Here is a 17,760-nt window from a genome sequence, read left to right on the forward strand (position 1 = left end):
TTTCTCCTATGTCCAGAGTTTTTTAACAAATATTGCCATGAGGTACGCTCCGGCGAAGATGGCCATCATGGTTGCCCAGCTTCCCAGGGCAAGACTGGCCCCGCCCGAAAGGGCGACTCCACTGGTGCATCCCCGGGCCAGGCGAGCGCCGAAACCGAAAAGAGAGCCTCCCACAACGGCAAAAATCCAGCGTTGCTTATCCGTTATGCGTGGTCCCCGGTTTGTTTCTTTTTTGATACGTCCCGCCAACGCTCCGGAAATCAGGGCTCCCACGAGCACGCCCAGAACTTCGAAGACGAGCCAGTTATCAAAGGGATTTTTATCCCCGCCGCCGTAATGGGCGAGATGAGAATTATTATTCACATGCTCCGGCGAAACGGCCTTTTCGGCGGCCACAACGACGCGCATCATTGCTCCGGAAGCTCCCAGTCCCTGTCCTGAAATGAAAAATGATCCGAGAAGAACAAGGCCGAGAAGTACGCCGGCTATATAGGGCGACATATACTTTTTGGACTGCATATATTCCTTTCCTCCAAATATTATTTTATGCAAAAATGACTCTATCGTAACAGCTGATCAATGGACATATCCCGCCAGAGACAGCATACCTTTACCAGAACAAAGCGAAGCATGAGACCGCCGAAAAGCACCATGACGGGCGGAAGTACGGCTGGAATATCACGCCCCTTCATCTCGAGCCACTCGAATACCAGTGGAAGAAACAGGCCCAGGGTGAAAACGAATATCCAGAACACGGGGGTCATGATACTGCCTCCCAGGAGAAGCGAAATGGCCTCCTGCTGGGCCTTCCCGGACGTGAGCTGCCCGATAAAAAAGAGAAACAGTATGAACAATTCCACTACAATGAGTCCCATATCCATCCTGGCAAAATAATGCCGTTCATCATCACGGGAGAGGAGAGCGATGAGGGCCACTCCCGTGGACATCCCCGACACCAGGAACAGTGGTCCCAGTATTGCCGAGTTCCAGATGGGCCTGGCCGCAAAGGCGCTGAGAAGTATTCCCGTATAAATGCCGAGTCCGATGCCGATGGGTATGCCCGCCTTCGCGAATATATTTTTCCTGGTCTCGGCAAAATCCACTACCGCTTTAAACCAGGGCAGAAACCTGCCATCCCTGATCTGTTTTATCCTTTCTTCCACCCATCCGTACACCGCGGGAAATCCCTCACGAAAAGTAGCCAGGACCAGCAGGATCGTCACGGGATACACCAGCACCAATATCCATGAGCCCCATGACATGACCGATGTAACCTGAAAAGTTGTATAAAAACGCCACACATAAAGTTTGTGGGACAGATCAAGAAAAAGTGCGCCCATCCCCAGGGAGATAAGCACGGGGGCCAGGACCATTATTTTATTCGTGGCCACGGGATATTCCTTTCCCCTGTTCTTCAGTATCATCCAGGACGCCACGACGATAATACCGGCGGTCAGGCCGCCAAGGAAAAGATATACGGGTATTTCCCATCCCCATATTTGCCATCCCTGGGCGTGAGCGCCGGCCATTTTTTGCGTTGTGATGGTAATCTCCTTCATTATGACCTCTTCATCATGTTAAGTAATATATGTTGGGCTCCGTCCCCACTTCCGGCATGAGCACCCTGTATTGACGTTTTTTCAAAAGCAGCGAAACCGTGCTTTCGGGATTGTTCAGATCACCGAAAAATATGGCGTGAGCCGGACATACGGACATGCATGCCGGATCAAGTCCCTGATCCAGGCGGTGTTCGCAGAATGTGCATTTACTCGCATATCCCTCGGGCATGGTGAAGCGGGCGTCATAGGGACAGGCCGCCATACAGGCCTTGCAGCCCGTGCATTTCCCCGGGGTTACCAGCACCAGGTTTTCCGTGTCCTCGCGGTAATGGCTGGCCCCCGTGGGACAGGCGCTCACACAGGGAGCATCGGAACAGTGATTGCAGCGCTCGGACCGAACCTCCATGAAAAGGTGGGGATAGGAACCCGTGATCTCCTCGACTATCCAGTCGCGATGAAGCCCCTCGGGGACCTCGTTTTCAGTTTTGCATGCCACAACACAGGCTCCGCAACCCACACATACCTTTGTATCTATCACCATTGCGTATTTCTTTTTCATTTTTTTCATATCAGACACCCCTGTCAACCTACCCTGAAAGTCACAAAATTTCCATGCATGGCCTGCCCGCCCATTATGGGATCAACCTTGACACGGGTCATGAGGCTCTGGTCGTCAGCCCCTTTGTTGTAGGCCTTTTTCAACTGCTTCTGCGTGCTGCCAAAACCATGGACCATATATACGCAGTCGGGCCGTATTCTCTCCGTAACCTTCGCCCTCACCCTGTTGCTCTCCACACCGTCCTGGTTTACAAGACGGACATACTGTCCTGGCTTAATACCCCATTCCCGGGCCACGGCGGTGTTAATCCACACCTCGTTTTCACGATCGAGCTGGGTTAGAATCGGATTGTTCGTTGTCCTGGCAAAGGAATGAGAGGGCGACCGCCCATAGAGAAGACGAAAATATCCGCTCTCAGGCTCATCATGCCTGGTGAATTGCGGCACCGGATCGTGCCCATAATCCACCATAGTTTTTGAATAGAGTTCTACTTTTCCGCTGTCCGTGGAGAACCGGTAATTTTCGCCTTTGCCGATATAAAGCGGTGTTTCTCTTTCAAAATTCTTTACACCCACCTTCTTCATCTCTTCGAGGGACGAGCCGGCTTTTTTCAGTTTGAAATCAAGATATTCTTCCACGTCTTTCCAGGGGAAGTAAGCACCGAGTCCCATTTTATCGGCGAGATTCTTCGCTATCCACCAGGCTGGTTTCGAGTTGTAGCGCGGTTCGAATACGGGACTGCGAAGCGCTATCTGGGGCGTCCTCCCCTGTGAAGTCCTGATGTCGTCATAACGCTCCAGGTAAGTTGTATCGGGCAGCACCACATCGGCCCATCCGGTAATTTCCGTGGGCAGAATATCCACCACGACGACCAGTTCCAGGTCTTTAAGAGCCTTGATGGTCTTCTCCGGATTGGGAAGCGCCTTGAGAAGGTTTGACCCGTAGATGAACCATGCCTCGTAAAAACTCCCGTGATTATCTCTCACGGAATGGATCGTAGCGTCGCATACGCCGTCCGATATGGCCAGGTTTGCCAGCCCGAATTGGCCGCCGATATGCGTATCCTTGAATGTTTTTTTCGGTTTGGGAAAGGCCGGCACGGGAAACTCGGCAAGATGTGCCTTTTCGGGAAGGAAAAAACCTCCCTTCCGTCCCCAGCTTCCCAGCAGGGCGTTCAGGATTGCTCCTGCCCTGACACGCTGTGTGTCATCGCCGTACCACACGTTATGACGTCCGGGATGCAGTAAGGTGGCCGGTGCGTTCTTGGCCATTTCGCGTGCCGTCTCGCGGATGATATCGGGTTTGATCGTGGTAACAGGATAGGCCCACTCCGGTGTATTATTCTTTACCGCCTTTTTCAATTCATCGAAACCAACGGTGTAACGGGCAATATAGTCGGCATCGTATAGATTTTCCTCGATAATGACGTTAATCCACGCCAGCAGCAGTGCCAGGTCTGTACCCGGTTTTATGGGAAGCCAGTATCGGGCCTTGCCCGCTGCAATGGAAAAACGGGGATCGACCACAATCACCGTGGCACCCGCCGCGATGGCAGAAGTGAATTCATTCACCTGCTGGCTGTGGGTATTTTCACCGATATGCGACCCCAGGAGGACCACGCATTTGCTGTTTTTCATATCCGTGCGTTCCGGTGTATCAATGGGCTCACCGTAAGTGATGATATAGCCCTCCTCGCGGGGCCCCCGGCAGTTGGCATAGGACGGCGCAGCAAAGCTGTTTGTACCATAGGCCTTGAGCAGTGTTTTAAACCATTTACCACCCGATCCATGACTGAAAAGGGCCACGCTTTCCGGTCCATGTTTTTCGGCAATGATTTTCATTTTATCGGCAATGTAATCCAGTGCTTCATCCCAGGTCGCTTCACGGAAGGCCTGCTGCCCCCGTACCTCGGTTCTGATGAGAGGCGTTTTCAGCCGGTCAGGATCATCATATACACCGAACCCTGCGGATCCCTTGGTGCAAAGCCTGCCATAGCAATGCTCGTCCAGTTCATTGCCCACAAGCTTCCAGGGTACTCCGTTTTTAGTGTATGCCCATCCGGCACACTGATACGTGCACATTTCACAGTATGTTGGGGTTCGTGTAATACTGTCGGGTTTTCCATTCTCTCTGACATAGTCATAAATGACCTTGCCGGCACCGGCGGCAACGGCCAGACCGCCCACACCCGCACCTGCAATTTTTATAAACTCGCGTCGGTTTATTTTCCCTGCCATGGCAACTCCGTAAGCTATATCATTAGATTCATATTATAGTGATGCTTAATACCATATAATCTATATCATATAGTATAGATTATATGGATTTTAGTCAATATATTTTTTTTTAACATAATACATATTTTTCCTCATGGGGAGAGCAACACATGGATATTGTCCACGGACAGAACAACACAATTACATGCATTAATATGGAGCATATGTTCATTCCCGCCAGTGCAGACGGCAGAGAGTTGATTTCAATGGAAATTAAAGAATGATTGAGGACTCAGGATGGAAATTCAGATCAGTTTCTTCTGCTCAAATTCACTGTCAACAATACCCCTTTACAGGATCATTAACTATTCACCGTCATACCCAGGACCCGGCTGATAACGCTCTCCAGGTCTTCGAGGCGGAAAGGCTTTGTGGCCACTCCCAGGAAACCATAATCCAGGTATTTCGACATGACCGGATCATTGGAATATCCGCTCGATACAATGGCCCTGACACGGGGATCAAGTTCTTTCAGTTTTTGTATCGCCTTTTCCCCACCCATGCCGCCGGGAATAGTCAGGTCCATTATCACGCAGTCAAAGGGCTCTCCTGACTCAAGCGCAGACCTGTATTTTTCTATGGCTTCGTCGCCCGACACAGCCGTGGACACACGGTACGAAAGATGTCGCAGCATTTTTCTGCAGACATCGAGAACCATTGCATCATCATCCATGACCAGAATTCTTCCGCCGCCGTTATTTGTGTTTCTTTCTTCGGAAACGGTCATTTCCGCCATCGATGACGTGGCAGGCAGGTACACAGTGAAGACCGTCTCTTTTCCCGCCTGTGATTCAACATCAATATAGCCGCCATGCCTTTTTACAATTGAATAGGTAACGGAGAGCCCCAGGCCGCTCCCCTTTTCCCTGGTGGTGAAAAAAGGGTCAAAGATATTGGGAAGAATGTGTTCATTGATGCCCATCCCCTGGTCCTTTATGGCAATGCGCAGGTAATTCCCTTTTATCAGGGGGATAGTATCTCCGTCATTATAAAAGTTTTCCGCCTCTATCCTTACAATACCCTCATTGAGCATGGACTGCCGTGCGTTCAGCACCAGGTTGTGTATCACCTGGCTTATCTGCCCTTCGTCGATATCGGCGTTCCTGAGATCGGCGTCGATGACGAATTCCGATTTTATATTGGAACCGCTAAGCACGAACGATACGGTGTCCCTCAGAAGGCCTTCTATAGAGGTGGCCTTCTTAACCGGGGCCCCTCCCCGTGAAAAAGTCAACAGCTGCTGGGTCAGGTCTTTTGCCCGGAACGAAGCCCTTTCTGCCATGGTCAGTATTTCCATGGCGCGGTCATTTCCATCCACGTTGTGTTTTGCCAGTGATATATTGCCCACAATAGCAGTAAGAATATTATTGAAATCATGGGCGATACCGCCTGCCAGGATTCCCACGGATTCGATTTTTTTCGCCTTGAGTATCTCGTCCTCGGTCTTTCTCTGCCGCGTTACGTCATTCATTATGACAAACCGATATATGCCCACGGGCAATATACGGAATTCCACATCGCGGACATACCCGTTTTTACAGGTTACTTTCCACTCATGGGGCTTCACCTCTTTCCCGTCTTTCACGGCTTTCTCAAGGGCAACTGCCACGCCCCTTTTCACGGTTTCCCGCTGTTCTTCATCGGGAAAAACCTTCTGCCAGCAGATCTCGATGGTGGGGATTTCATCCTCGGTATAGCCGAACAGATCGATGACGCGCCTGTTCCTGAAAATGATATCGCCGTTATTGTCAAAAACCACCATGGCCAGAGGAGATTTTTCCATGAGTTCGCGGAATCGCTTTTCACTCTCGATGAGGGCGTCTTCGGCGGCCTTCCTGGCCGTAATATCCTCAATTATCCCGGCACCCCCGGCGATCTCGCCCTGTTCATCGTACCTGGTCTCGGTCTTCATCGACATGATTATGGTGGCGCCGCTCGTGGTTGATATATAAGGCCCTTCGTATAATCCCTCTTCACCGCTGAGCGGGGCCTGGATACAGCGTTCTATCCTTCTGTCGACAATCGATTTCAGGTCAAAATTAGTTAGTTTTTCCCTGGTCGATTTCAGCATCTCGACAAAACGGTCATTACAATGGGTGATGATAAAATCCCTGTCGTAATAGAATATACCCACGGGAGACTGATGAAAAAGAAGTCGGTGCTGTTCTTCACTCTGCCGCAACGCATCTTCAACGGCCTTTCTCACGGTAATATCAACAAAGGATGCCAGCACCGATGGCTGCCCCTTGAAGCTGATGTTGTCCGCCATGATCTGCAGCCACTTGATCGTTCCGTCACGGGAGATTAGCCGCATCTCGTACATCAAGGGGACCGTGTCGCCTTTGAGGCGGGCAAAATATCGTTCTAAAAACATCTTCCGATCTTCGGGATGGATTAAATTTTCAAGCACGTGAGACTCGGCGTTGAGGATTTCCATTATGGAATATCCGCTTATGAGAGAAATTCCTTTATTTGCATAGAGTATGCGCGGCGGAGTCCCCTGGGCAATGACATATCCGAGGATATTCTGGTTCAACACTTCCATGAGCCAGTCCACATTCCCCTTGAGATTTTCATTCTCTGCGCTCAGAATCCGGACCTGGTCCCGAAGATCGTCTATTTCCCTTTGTAGATTTTTTGAAGTCCCGAACATCAGTCCTCTTCAATCACTCCGTTAAACATACCAGAATGCGAACAGGCAACACAGCTGCGGTCACCATATTTTAGTATTTTGAGGGCCTGCATAAAGAAAAGTCAATACTTTTTTAGACGAGGCGATCGGCAAGGCCTGATGCGCGGGACACTCTTCGGGAAACTCCCAGAGACAGGATTTCCCGGTCAGCCATTACCTCCATGAGATTTCGCGCCCTTGTGAGTGCCGTATAGATGAGCTCCCGGGTAATGATGGGATAATTTTTGCCGGGGACGACAAAGAGAACCCGGTCAAACTCCGATCCCTGGCTTTTGTGAACCGTCATGGCATAAACCGTTTCATGGGCCGGCAGCAAAGAAGGCATGACAATCCTGGCCTGGCCGGGAACCGTGGAGGGAAAATAGACCCTGCGCCGCCCCGATTCATCCTCGCGCACAATCCCCATATCTCCGTTAAAAAGGCCCATGGAGTAGTCATTTTCCCGAACCATGACCGGCCGGTTGATGTAAAAAGCGCCATCCCTGGTGATGAGTCCGGCCTCTTCCAGGATTGACTCCACAAGCCTGTTCAGTCCGTCTACCCCCCATGGACCGCTTTTGACCGGTGTGAGTATGCGGTAACTGTTCAGCATTGAAAGGGCGGTCATGGCATCGTGTTCATTGATATACCGGCCGTAATTTTCCAGCACCGGTTTCATTATTGCCCCGCGCATGGCCCTTTCACCAGGCAGATCGTAGAAGGCGATTCCCTCACGGGGCCCGTACTCCTGGAATATGTTCATGAGCCCCTTACCGGTCACGCCCGAACGAACGGCGCTGCTGAGCCTGCCAATCCCCGCTTTTTTCTCGAAACGCCAGCTCCTGGAAAGCTGTATTACATTATTTTTCAGCAGCCCCTCGCGTTCAAGGGCACTGCCGCAGATGTCGGCCAGCACTGCACCGGCTTCCACGGAGGATAGCTGATCCCTGTCTCCAAGAAGAATGAGTCGTGCACCGGGTTTCAGTGCCTGGAGAAATTTTGCCATGAGGGCCGAATCGATCATGGACGCCTCATCTATGATAACGGCATCGTGATGCAGGGGATTCTCCCTGCCGTGACGAAAATGTATTGATCCGGGACGCGAACCAAGAAGACGGTGCAGCGTGGTTCCTTCAATTAAAGAAAATGCCTCCAGTACCCGGGACATGTCTCCTCTGCCCGCCGTACCGCCGCTGGAAATTAAATTTTCAATAACCGACCGCGCCTTATCAACAGCCTCGGCCATGCGTGCGGCCGCCTTGCCCGTGGGTGCCGCCAGAGCTATGGACATCGCCGGATCTTCACAAAGCATGAGAAAAAGTATCTTCGCCACGGTAGTAGTCTTACCCGTTCCGGGACCGCCGGAGATAACACAGAGCTTTCCCGCCAGGGCCATGCGTGCTGCTTCGAACTGAAGGTTCCCCTCCCCGTCATCGGGAAAGAGCCTGGCGGGAAGATCATCATCCCCGGCTCCCGTTGTTATATCTGCGGCTCCAACACGGCCGAGGAGCTCCCCGGCAATGATCTTTTCGTAGGTCCAGTAGCGGTGCAGGTACACCCTGCCGCGCTCCACCACGAGGGGGAAAAACCCGTCATCGCCTGCGGCAGCGCCGGACTCCGCCAGGCATGCCTCCCATAAGGCGGCATCGGGAAGCACCATGGAGGAGAGGACCGGATCATCGTCATCAACAGCCCTTCCGGCAAACTCCCGGAGTTCCATGCACACGTGTCCGCGGGACAGTTCCCTGCTCAGAAGCGCTGCCGTCAGACCCGCCAGGTCCGCGTGTTTTTCAGAGTGGCGCGCCATAAAAAGGGCCAGGTGCCGGTCAATATCATCGAAGGCCGAAGAGCCCGCAAGGGCCGGTAAATATGCCTGTTCCATGTCAGCCTGCCATCATCGTCATGATCTTTTCAACTTTTTCCCTGCCGGGCCGGTCATAAAAAATGCCGTACCGCGTCCCGGGATCGGCTCCCCGGAGAAAAATGTAGTACACCCCGCCGAAATTATTTTCATAGGAATAGTCCCCGAGAGTGAGGGACAGGTAGCGGTGAAGGGCCACGGTGTATATATGATACTGCAGATCATAGCGGTGCTTTTTCATGGCCTCGCGAAGTTTTTCTTCCCCGTAGTCTTCGGGCGAATCACCGAGGTAATTGGATTTCCAGTCGATAATATAATACCGTTCGCCGACACGGAAGATGCAGTCAATGAAGCCATGAAGAAACCCCTCCACCTCACCGATGCGTATATCGGCGTCAATGCACTGCAGGGAATCGGGAGAAAGATGCCCGATGGGGAAAAAGAATTCCAGTTCCGTAAGCCGGTCCTCCCATGGCACCATGGACAGCGTAAAGGAATCATCCTCCCCCAGACGAACCGCCAGTACCCTTTTCACCATGTCCCCTGCCAGTTCGACGGCAGAGCCGTTTTTCCCGGAGAGGTCATACTCGGCGAGAACGGCGGGAATCACTGTTTCCAGGTCCGGCGCCGTAAAATCAATAAGCTCGAATATTCTGTGGAGGGCCGTCCCCGTACGGGCTCCCCCGGGAAGGACAGCGGTTCGATCCCGGAAAACTGCCGCACCCTGCGCCTTTTCCGTGGTTTCTCCGGCCAGGCCGTCGCGGTCCTCGACCCCGGCGTACGAATGCCCCCCGGCAAGAGCGGAGAAGCTGCTTATTTTCCAACGCCGCGTAATTGCGCCGCTGAAACTCCGGCAGGCATATTCCGTATCGGGCAGGGAACGTTCATACCTGGAAGCACCCATGAGCGGGGCTTCCTCAATACTGATCACTTTGCTGTGCCCCAGGCGTTCCTCCATATCGTTGAGCAGATACCAGGCGGCGCTTCCCCCGGTTTTATTGAAATTCCCCCAGGCCAGGTAGCATCGGTGCTGGGCCCTTGTCACGGCAACATAGAAAAGCCGCAGCTTCTCCCCAAGGGATTCGCGGCCCGCTGCTTCAACGGCAGCAGCGTCATCGATACCGACGGCGAGATATTCCTTTGTCCCGTCATGATAGGTGAAGGCGCTCTCATCCCGGAGATCGGCGGTGTCCCACAGGAAGGGACAAAAAACAATGGGGTACTGGAGACCCTTGCTGCGATGGACTGTCACGATCCTGACAGCGTTTTCATCGCTTTCGAGGCGCTGTTCATATTCCTCGCTGCGGGTCTTCTCATCGCCAATTCGTTCCATGAACCATTTGACGAGATCATGCATACCCGTGACCCCATGCAGCGACTGCCGGTGCAGGAGTTCCACGAGGTGAAAGAGATTGGTGAGACGGCGCTCACCGTCCGTGGCGGCCATCAGACCCGTCTTTATACCGTTGTCGAAAAAAAGGCTGGAAATCATATAGATAAATCCCTTCTTTTCCCACAGGCGGTGATACTCCCTGAACCTCTGGAGCCATTCTTCACGGAGGACATCATCACGGTTGAAGTTTTCCAAATAAGGAGGATCATACCCCATGAGGTTCGTAACCAGGGCCCCGCGCATGGATGAGTCGTTTGAAGGCTCCGCCACGGCCCGAAGGACGAGCATGAGATCACGGGCTTCACCGGAGGCGAACACGCCGGCCACGCCGCTCATGATGGCGGGGATACCGGCGGCATCAAGGGCCAGCTTCAGGTCACGCGCCTCATACCATTTCTGTACCAGGATGGCGATATGACCGGGCCTGACCCTGCTACCGCCCAGGACGGCCCCGCCGGAAAGAAGGTGCTGTATCTCGGCCACAACTCTCTCGATGATCATGGGCTGCGCCGCTCCTTTTGACAGAGGCTGCTCCGAGGGATAGTTCCATATAACCAGGGGGGGCCGCCTTTCTCCGTTGACAAGCAGGGGACTCTCATCGGCCCTGCCTGCCGCTTCCACGTCTTCATACCCTATCCCCTGAAAAACAAAGGGATTCTCCCTGGCGAAAAGTTCATTGAAGGCCTGGACCAGGGGCGCTTCGGACCTCCAGTTTATCTTCAGGGTGTGCTTTTTGGCGATTTTACCCGAGGCTTCTATATACGAAAATACATCGGCTCCACGAAATCCGTAAATTGACTGTTTCGGATCTCCGATAAGAAAAAGAATCCCATCGCCGTGGTTGAATATGCCGTTGAATATGAAATACTGCAGCGCGTCCGTATCCTGGAACTCATCGATAAGGGCGGCCCTGTACTTTCCCCTGAGAGCGCGCACCAGCATTTCACCCTGTCCTTCCGATTTGAGCGCATCATAGAGCCGGACCAGGAGATCGTCGAAATACTGGACATTGTTCCGTTCCTTCCGCAGCGGCAGTTCATCACGCACGAAGCGGAAGAGTTCACCCTTCAGGCGGTGCATGTTCGATTCCATGGCATCCACAAGGTTTTGACAAAGGTCGAAGAACGGGTGTTCCGGCGTTGTCTTTTTTGCCTTTGTCTGCTCAGCCATATTGGACGCCGCGAACTTCGAAAACACACCGTAATCGGCATCGTCATGGTCCATGCAGAAATTCACCTGCCGGAAAAGCGTTTCCAGGGACTGATGTTTGAATCCGTTTTTAATGTTTCTATTCAGATCCGGCGAAGTCATGAGGATATTTTTTATATCCTCGGCAGAGGTTTTCCATTCATTCTTCACTGAATTCCAGGCCAGCAGGGCATTTTCCTGAACGGCGTCACGGGGATACCTGAGTTCCACGAGCTGATGATTGATGGCGACGCCGATGAAGGCCATGAGCATATCCACGGTAAATTTCCGGGACCGCAGGTATGCCGCCACGGGCGCCGGAGCCGGCACGATCATGTTCCGGTAATAATCTTCCACGATCTCCCGTACTATTTCACCCTGATCCGTGATCATTTCCACCGTATACAGGGAACCCGTTTCAAAGGCGTAATCGCCCAGAACGCGCTGGCAGAAACCGTGAATGGTGAAAATGGCAGCCTCGTCGAAACAGATGACAGCCTGCTTCAACAGGCCGAACCGTTCCTCTCTGTCGGGGCTCTCCAGCGAACGGTCTACAATTTTCCCTATATCATCCTCGGTGCCCCTCTCACAGACGGGCCGTCCCTCCCATATTTCCACGGCGGCCCGGAGAAAATGACGAATCCTCCCCTTGAGTTCCGCCGTGGCTGCCCTGGTGTAGGTCACCACAAGTATTTTTTCCAGGGGGATTTTCATCTCCACGATAAACCGCAGGAAGAGAACGGCAATACTGTAGGTTTTGCCCGTTCCGGCGCTGGCCTCTACCAGGGCGGTGCCCCGGAGCGAAACGGCATGGGGATCGAAGGGAATCCGCCTAGTCATTCACTGCCTCCTCGCGGGCATGGAGATTATAGTCCCTGAACACGATACGGGCGCAGTTTACAAAATCATCAGTCATGTCCCGAATATCCATACCGCCGAAACAGAGCTCAACATAGGGGTCACTTTCCCGCTCGCCGGCAATTTCAAAACCATCGTTCCATTTACCCATAGCCTTCTTCAAGGCTGACGCATGGCCCGGATCCCGTCCCTGGAAAAGACCTTCATAATAGGCCCAGGAGGAGGCGGGGAAGAAGGGTACGCAGCGCCCGAGTCCCTCGCGGAAGAGATCGATTATTCCCCGGAGTATATCCGCGGCGCCCTCAACCGGTTCCATGGACAGCTCCGCATTGTAAGAGAGAAACGTGCTTTTAACGGGATAGCCGGCGGTGCAAAGATAAAGATGATATATCCAGAGCCGGAGACGATCCATGGGCTTCAGGCCCGAGGGCCTGAAAAGAATCAGCTCATCGTCATACAAATTCTTTACCGCCGCCGAAAGTTTAACATCCCCACAGGGGATTGAAAGGACCCGCCGGCTGCATTCCTTTCCGGCCACGGCGCGGGTTATCCTTCCGCCGAAGTCACGGATGCGCGCCGACAGTCTTTCATAATCGAGTTGTCCCGCCGTACCATGGGGCAGCAGGCCTTTGGCCCGGTAAATCTCCATGAGACCGCGATCTTCTCCATTAACAAGAAAATGTTTCAGCAGATCATCGGACAGCATATAGCGCGACAGCCGGTCCAGGACAAACAGCTCCCGGTCATCATACTGCGCCTGTACAGGAGCCATATCGACATGGAGACGCCTCCCCAGAAAATGGGCCGAGGTGTTTTTCAGGAACCGGATCAGTTCCTCCACGCTCATATCCCCGAATTCTTCAGTGAGGTTCGGGAGGGGTATGCGATACCGGTAAAAATTTCGTCCCGGTTTTCCCTGGGAGGAGAGCCTTTTCGCCGCGTCACAGTTATCCTGCCGAAAGCTGAAGAGGCGGTCGTCGCCGCCGGCAAAATAACGGGGACTGAAAGACTGCAGGGGATGCTCCACGACAATGCGGTCCCTGATTCCGCCGGGATTCGATGAAATATAATTTTTTTCAATATAATCCAGGAGCTCCACCACCAGGTTCGAAGGAAGCATCTCGGAGTTATCCCTGATACTCCTTCCCTCGTAGCTGATATACAGTCTTTCCCGGGCCGAGAGAAGCGTCTCCAGGAAAAGATAGCGGTCGCTTTCCCGTGTGTTCCTGTCGCCGGGCAGGGGACTGAGGGCCATGAGGTCAAATCCCGGAGGCCTGGTGCGCCGCGGAAAGGCTTCATCGTTCATTCCCAGGAGACAGATGACGCGGAAAGGAATGCTGCGCAAAGGCACCATGGACGAAAAGGTCAGTCCGCCCGTTATAAAGCCCCGCGAGGTCATTTCATTATCGAAGCGTTCCGTAAAAAAATGCTTCATGACGGCAAAGTCCACGACCTCTGAAAAACCCGTTGTCTTTTCAACAGTCTCAAGCAGGTCGAGCTGGTTGCGGATGTACCGGAACTCATTCTCCTTTTCGTCGGTGGTCATAAAAAACGAATCGAGCATATCAATAAAAAACAGGCGCCACGCCGACAGGCTCCTGGCTTTCCCGACTCCCTCCACCAGTTCCAGAACCCTGGCCATAAAGGTCATGAATTTTCCCAGCACGCCTGCCAGGGTCCCTTCGATCCGGTCGAAGGGAAGGACATCATGAAAAAAGGCTTCCCCGCCGCCGGCCATGGCATAGCCCAGGATCATCCTGTCCAGGCCGGCAATCCAGGTATTTTCCTCGTATCCCGGAAGACCCAGCTTTTCCCTGAAAGCACCGTCGGCTCCCCATCGGATGCCTGTGTCGGCAACCCATTGCTGGAGCTGATCCAGGGCGGCCAGGTCAAGACCAAAATGATCGCGGACCGGTTCTGCTCCCAGGAGGGTGAGCACCTTTGATGCTTCAAGGCGGCTCACGGCCAGGTCGCAGAGGCCGAGGAAGAGCCCGGCTATACGGTTGGCCGAACTTATGCTCCTGTCGGCGATGGAATAGGGAAAACGGACATTCTCGCTGGCCGTGCCGAACACGGCGTCGATGTAGGGGGCATAGGCGTTGATATCGGGCGTCAGTATGAGAACATGGGACGGCATGAGGGTGCTATCCTCATCAAAAAGAGACAGCAGGTAATCATGGAGAACTTCCACCTCCCTCATGGCGCTGTGGCACGAGGCGACCCGAACCGAGGCGTCGCGGGGATCCAAGGGTTTTTTTTCCCGTACCTCCCCGCCGTTTTCCGATAGGTTAAGAATATCTCCCTGTATCCGCATCAGAAGCGTCTCCCCCTGCGGTTCATCAAAAAATGATTCTTCAGCGGCATCCATATCGCCGCCGGAATATATCGATGAAAAGAAATCCCTGCCCGATTTCCCCATGGAGGCCAGGAGGGTATTTCCCTTTTCATAATGGTATTCCTCGAGCGTCGTGTCCCGGTTTTTCAGTTTCATTCTCAGGCGCGCCAGTTCCCGGTCCGAGCGGATATCCCCCCAGTAATACCGGCAGGGATTCATGAGAAATAGGTGTACCGCCGTATGGGCGGACAGACCGCGAAGCAGGCTGATATAAAAATCGGGAAGTACCGATATGCCGAAGACCAGGACCCTTCGCGGAAGCCGGTTCATCGCCTCGGCGTCCGGTGATTCCAGGGCGCGCAGGCAGCTCATCAGTGAGGTATATCGGTTAGGATACCGGGAACCGTGTCTCTCCTTCAGGGCAAGCCAGATTTTCCGCTGCCACAGCTCATGGGGACTTTCATAAAACAGCTTCCCCGATTCCCAGGCCTGGAGCATCTGCGGCCGGTATATGGCGTACTGGTCAAACATATCGGCGATCTTCGAAGAAACCTGGTAGAGCTTGAGCGCGTTGCCTGCAGCATAGTCTGTCACGATGGACAGATCATGATCCTCCCCCGCCGTTTCGTCCAGAAATTTCATAATGGTCCAGGGAAAGGCGTTCCTTTCGAAGGGGGAACCGGCATACGAGGCGGATATGACGTCGCGTTCTATCATGGAAAGGAGTTCAGCCGGTGATATGAAAAGTCCGTTGGAAAAGATGCCGTTGTGGTCCGCCATGCGCAGCGAGAGCCACCGCTTCATTCCCTCGGTCTGGACCATAATCACCTCGCGATGAAACGGTGAAGGGGCCGGGTCCTCGCGGAGAACGCGGGCGGCCTCATGGGCGAGAGCTTCAAGCCTGTTGCTGGTATAGAGATGAATTCCCGGCGTTCCCGTCATGCCATGCCGTCCGCTGCTCCTGTAAGTGACTCTTTATACAGAAGTACAGCAGGTGACATAAGATGTCAAGGAAAAGAATGCTCACGAGCGGGATATTCTCACCGCAAGCCTTTCTTTTTTCCGTGCCTTCAGAAAAACAACCTGGCCCTCCCTGTCCTCGACGATATCCGCTCCCTGGGCCTCAATCGCATATCCCCGGGGATACTGCAGTGCCGGAACAAATATTTCCGTAGGCTCAGGAATATCCGGATCTGCCTCAAAGACCAGCACAAAAAGCCCGCTCATCAAGTCAAATTTCATTTCCAGCGGCGTTCCCTGTACCAGCCGTGCAAAGGGACGGACAAAGCCTTCCAGTGCCCTGCCGCCGCTGCTGCTGTCATTTTTGTCCGTCTGCTGATCGCGTGAAAAAATGCTCAGATCCTCCTGGTTCCAGCCATCGCCGGCGCGCAGATCGTTTCGGTTCGAGGCAGTATAGTTCCATTGCGTGGAATTAAGAAAGAGCCGGTCCATGGCATTGTACATGAGGTCCAGGGCCTGCACGTGCTTCTTCCATATCCTGCCGTTCCGCTTTCCCCTGTCCCATTTCCTGTAGGCCCGTGCCCCATTTATATCGTAGGGAATGCCGAATTCACCTATAAGCGTGGGACAGCCCCCGTTGATCGCTGTCGAGGCTTCCCGGAAACGACCCAGCTGGTGCACATACATGTTTTCGATATTGCGTAACCCGAAAACCCACCGGTCCCTGAGCAGATCCCTGGTGACGGGATAGCTCACCATTTTCAGGCCCAGTATCACGTTGTCATACCAGTGCGTGGCATTGATGAAGTTTTCCGGCATGCTTCCGCTTAAACGGGGATGATAAAAGGCCTTTTCGGCCGGCTTCTCACCGAAAATCATCCAGTCCTTCCTTATGGAACGGACTGCATCGGCTACACGGCCCATAAAGGGAGACAGGCAGTCCTCTTCGAATTCAACGGGCTTTCCCTTCACGGTCCGAAAGAAATCATTGCGCAGTATGGCAAAAGAGCCGTCCCCTTTCAGTTCCCAGGCCCCTGCCGACTGGAAGGGATCGGTGTGTCCCGGCAGCCAGATGGAGACCCTGTTCCTGTTGACTGTTACGGTCCCGCGGGGCACGGGCCTCCCTTTCAGCAGGGAAACCTTCGCCATGGGAACCTCGAGACAGAGGCCATGGGAAGCTGCCAGGGCGTTCACGGGCGACCAGATTATGCCCGGCATTTCCGGTTCCCCTTTGTAATAATCGACATCACTGAGATCCATAGCGCTGCCGATCCATCCCTGGCCGGGTTCATTGAGGGAATCGAAGCCCAGCACATGGGGCATATCCTTCACCCGTTTCGCCACCTGGACCATGGAATCGATATAATGCCCCTGCAGATAGTCCTGGACGTTTTTACCGTCAATCAACATTTCCGGTGCGAAGTCACGGCCGGCGAAAAAGAGCGTCCACATGATACCATTTACGCTGTACCGGTAATTGGTGAACCAGTTCATGGTGGGATAGTTTTCTTCCTGCCTGGGCCGGGGATCGCTGTAATCGTACTTCATCTGCATCACCAGGGCCGCGTCAGCGGCACTTATCTTCGTGTAATCAATACCGATTTTTTCAAAGAGCCAGCAGGGAGCGCCGTCACCGCCGGTCATGCGGCTCCATACATCCTGGTGAAAATCGACAAAGACAAACAGGCCGTACCTGCCGGCCATATCACATATCTTCGCGTAATAATCGAGATATTCCTCGTCATATTCCCCTGGTCCCCGGTGCTCCACGGCCTCCCAGGTGGTGAGGAGCCGCAGCACGTTAAACCCCCAGCCGCGAAGACGCGACAAGTGCTCATGGGCCTCATCGAGAGGGAAGGGTCTGCCGACAAAGGAAACCTCGCGGTGATCGGAAAAATCCGTGGGAATATGAGTCCCGCCGTCGGGCCAGGGCACCTTGCAGTCCCCGCCCAGGTTGACGCCGCGGAGAATTACCCTGCGGCCGTACTCATCGGTAAACCATTGCCCGTCTATGTGCAGTTTTGAAAGTTCCATCTTTTCGATCTCCTTTATCATGTTACTCGCTCATTTACTTATGGGCACCTCGAAAAATAAAGTTTT

At 53.4% G+C, this 17,760-nt stretch carries 9 protein-coding genes; all 9 read right to left on the reverse strand.

What is annotated here, in order from left to right; all coding sequences use genetic code 11:
• Positions 1 to 6: 6 nt before the first annotated feature.
• The 9 genes from CVV44_13765 to CVV44_13805 all read right to left on the reverse strand — a co-directional run bounded on the left by CVV44_13765 (position 7) and on the right by CVV44_13805 (position 17,694).
• Complete coding sequence (locus CVV44_13765; protein ID PKL37417.1) at positions 7 to 519, reverse strand: hypothetical protein; 513 nt, start codon at positions 517 to 519, stop codon at positions 7 to 9.
• A gap of 41 nt (positions 520 to 560) precedes the next feature.
• Positions 561 to 1,559, reverse strand: coding sequence for a nitrite reductase (locus tag CVV44_13770; GenBank protein ID PKL37418.1), 999 nt, complete (start codon positions 1,557 to 1,559; stop codon positions 561 to 563).
• A 13-nt stretch (positions 1,560 to 1,572) separates the two neighbouring features.
• On the reverse strand, positions 1,573 to 2,118 hold the full coding sequence (locus tag CVV44_13775) for a tetrathionate reductase (protein PKL37851.1): 546 nt from the start codon (positions 2,116 to 2,118) through the stop codon (positions 1,573 to 1,575).
• Between the two features lie 23 nt (positions 2,119 to 2,141).
• Positions 2,142 to 4,355, reverse strand: a complete 2,214-nt coding sequence (locus CVV44_13780) for a nitrate reductase (protein ID PKL37419.1) — start codon at positions 4,353 to 4,355, stop codon at positions 2,142 to 2,144.
• A 340-nt stretch (positions 4,356 to 4,695) separates the two neighbouring features.
• The gene (locus CVV44_13785) at positions 4,696 to 7,047 is read right to left on the reverse strand and encodes a hypothetical protein (protein ID PKL37420.1); all 2,352 of its coding nucleotides are present in this window, start codon (positions 7,045 to 7,047) and stop codon (positions 4,696 to 4,698) included.
• Positions 7,048 to 7,159: 112 nt separating this feature from the next.
• Positions 7,160 to 8,947, reverse strand: coding sequence for an exodeoxyribonuclease V subunit alpha (recD, locus tag CVV44_13790; GenBank protein ID PKL37421.1), 1,788 nt, complete (start codon positions 8,945 to 8,947; stop codon positions 7,160 to 7,162).
• Between the two features lies 1 nt (position 8,948).
• Positions 8,949 to 12,347 (reverse strand): exodeoxyribonuclease V subunit beta, encoded by a 3,399-nt coding sequence (gene recB, locus CVV44_13795; GenBank protein ID PKL37422.1) that lies wholly within the window; start codon positions 12,345 to 12,347, stop codon positions 8,949 to 8,951.
• Positions 12,340 to 15,642, reverse strand: a complete 3,303-nt coding sequence (recC, locus tag CVV44_13800) for an exodeoxyribonuclease V subunit gamma (protein ID PKL37423.1) — start codon at positions 15,640 to 15,642, stop codon at positions 12,340 to 12,342. Before recC ends, recB begins: the two co-directional genes overlap by 8 nt.
• An 81-nt stretch (positions 15,643 to 15,723) precedes the next feature.
• On the reverse strand, positions 15,724 to 17,694 hold the full coding sequence (locus CVV44_13805) for a glycosyl hydrolase family 5 (protein PKL37852.1): 1,971 nt from the start codon (positions 17,692 to 17,694) through the stop codon (positions 15,724 to 15,726).
• Between the last annotated feature and the right edge of the window lie 66 nt (positions 17,695 to 17,760).

Source organism: Spirochaetae bacterium HGW-Spirochaetae-1 (assembly GCA_002839375.1).
Classification (GTDB): Bacteria; Spirochaetota; UBA4802; order UBA4802; family UBA5550; genus PGXY01.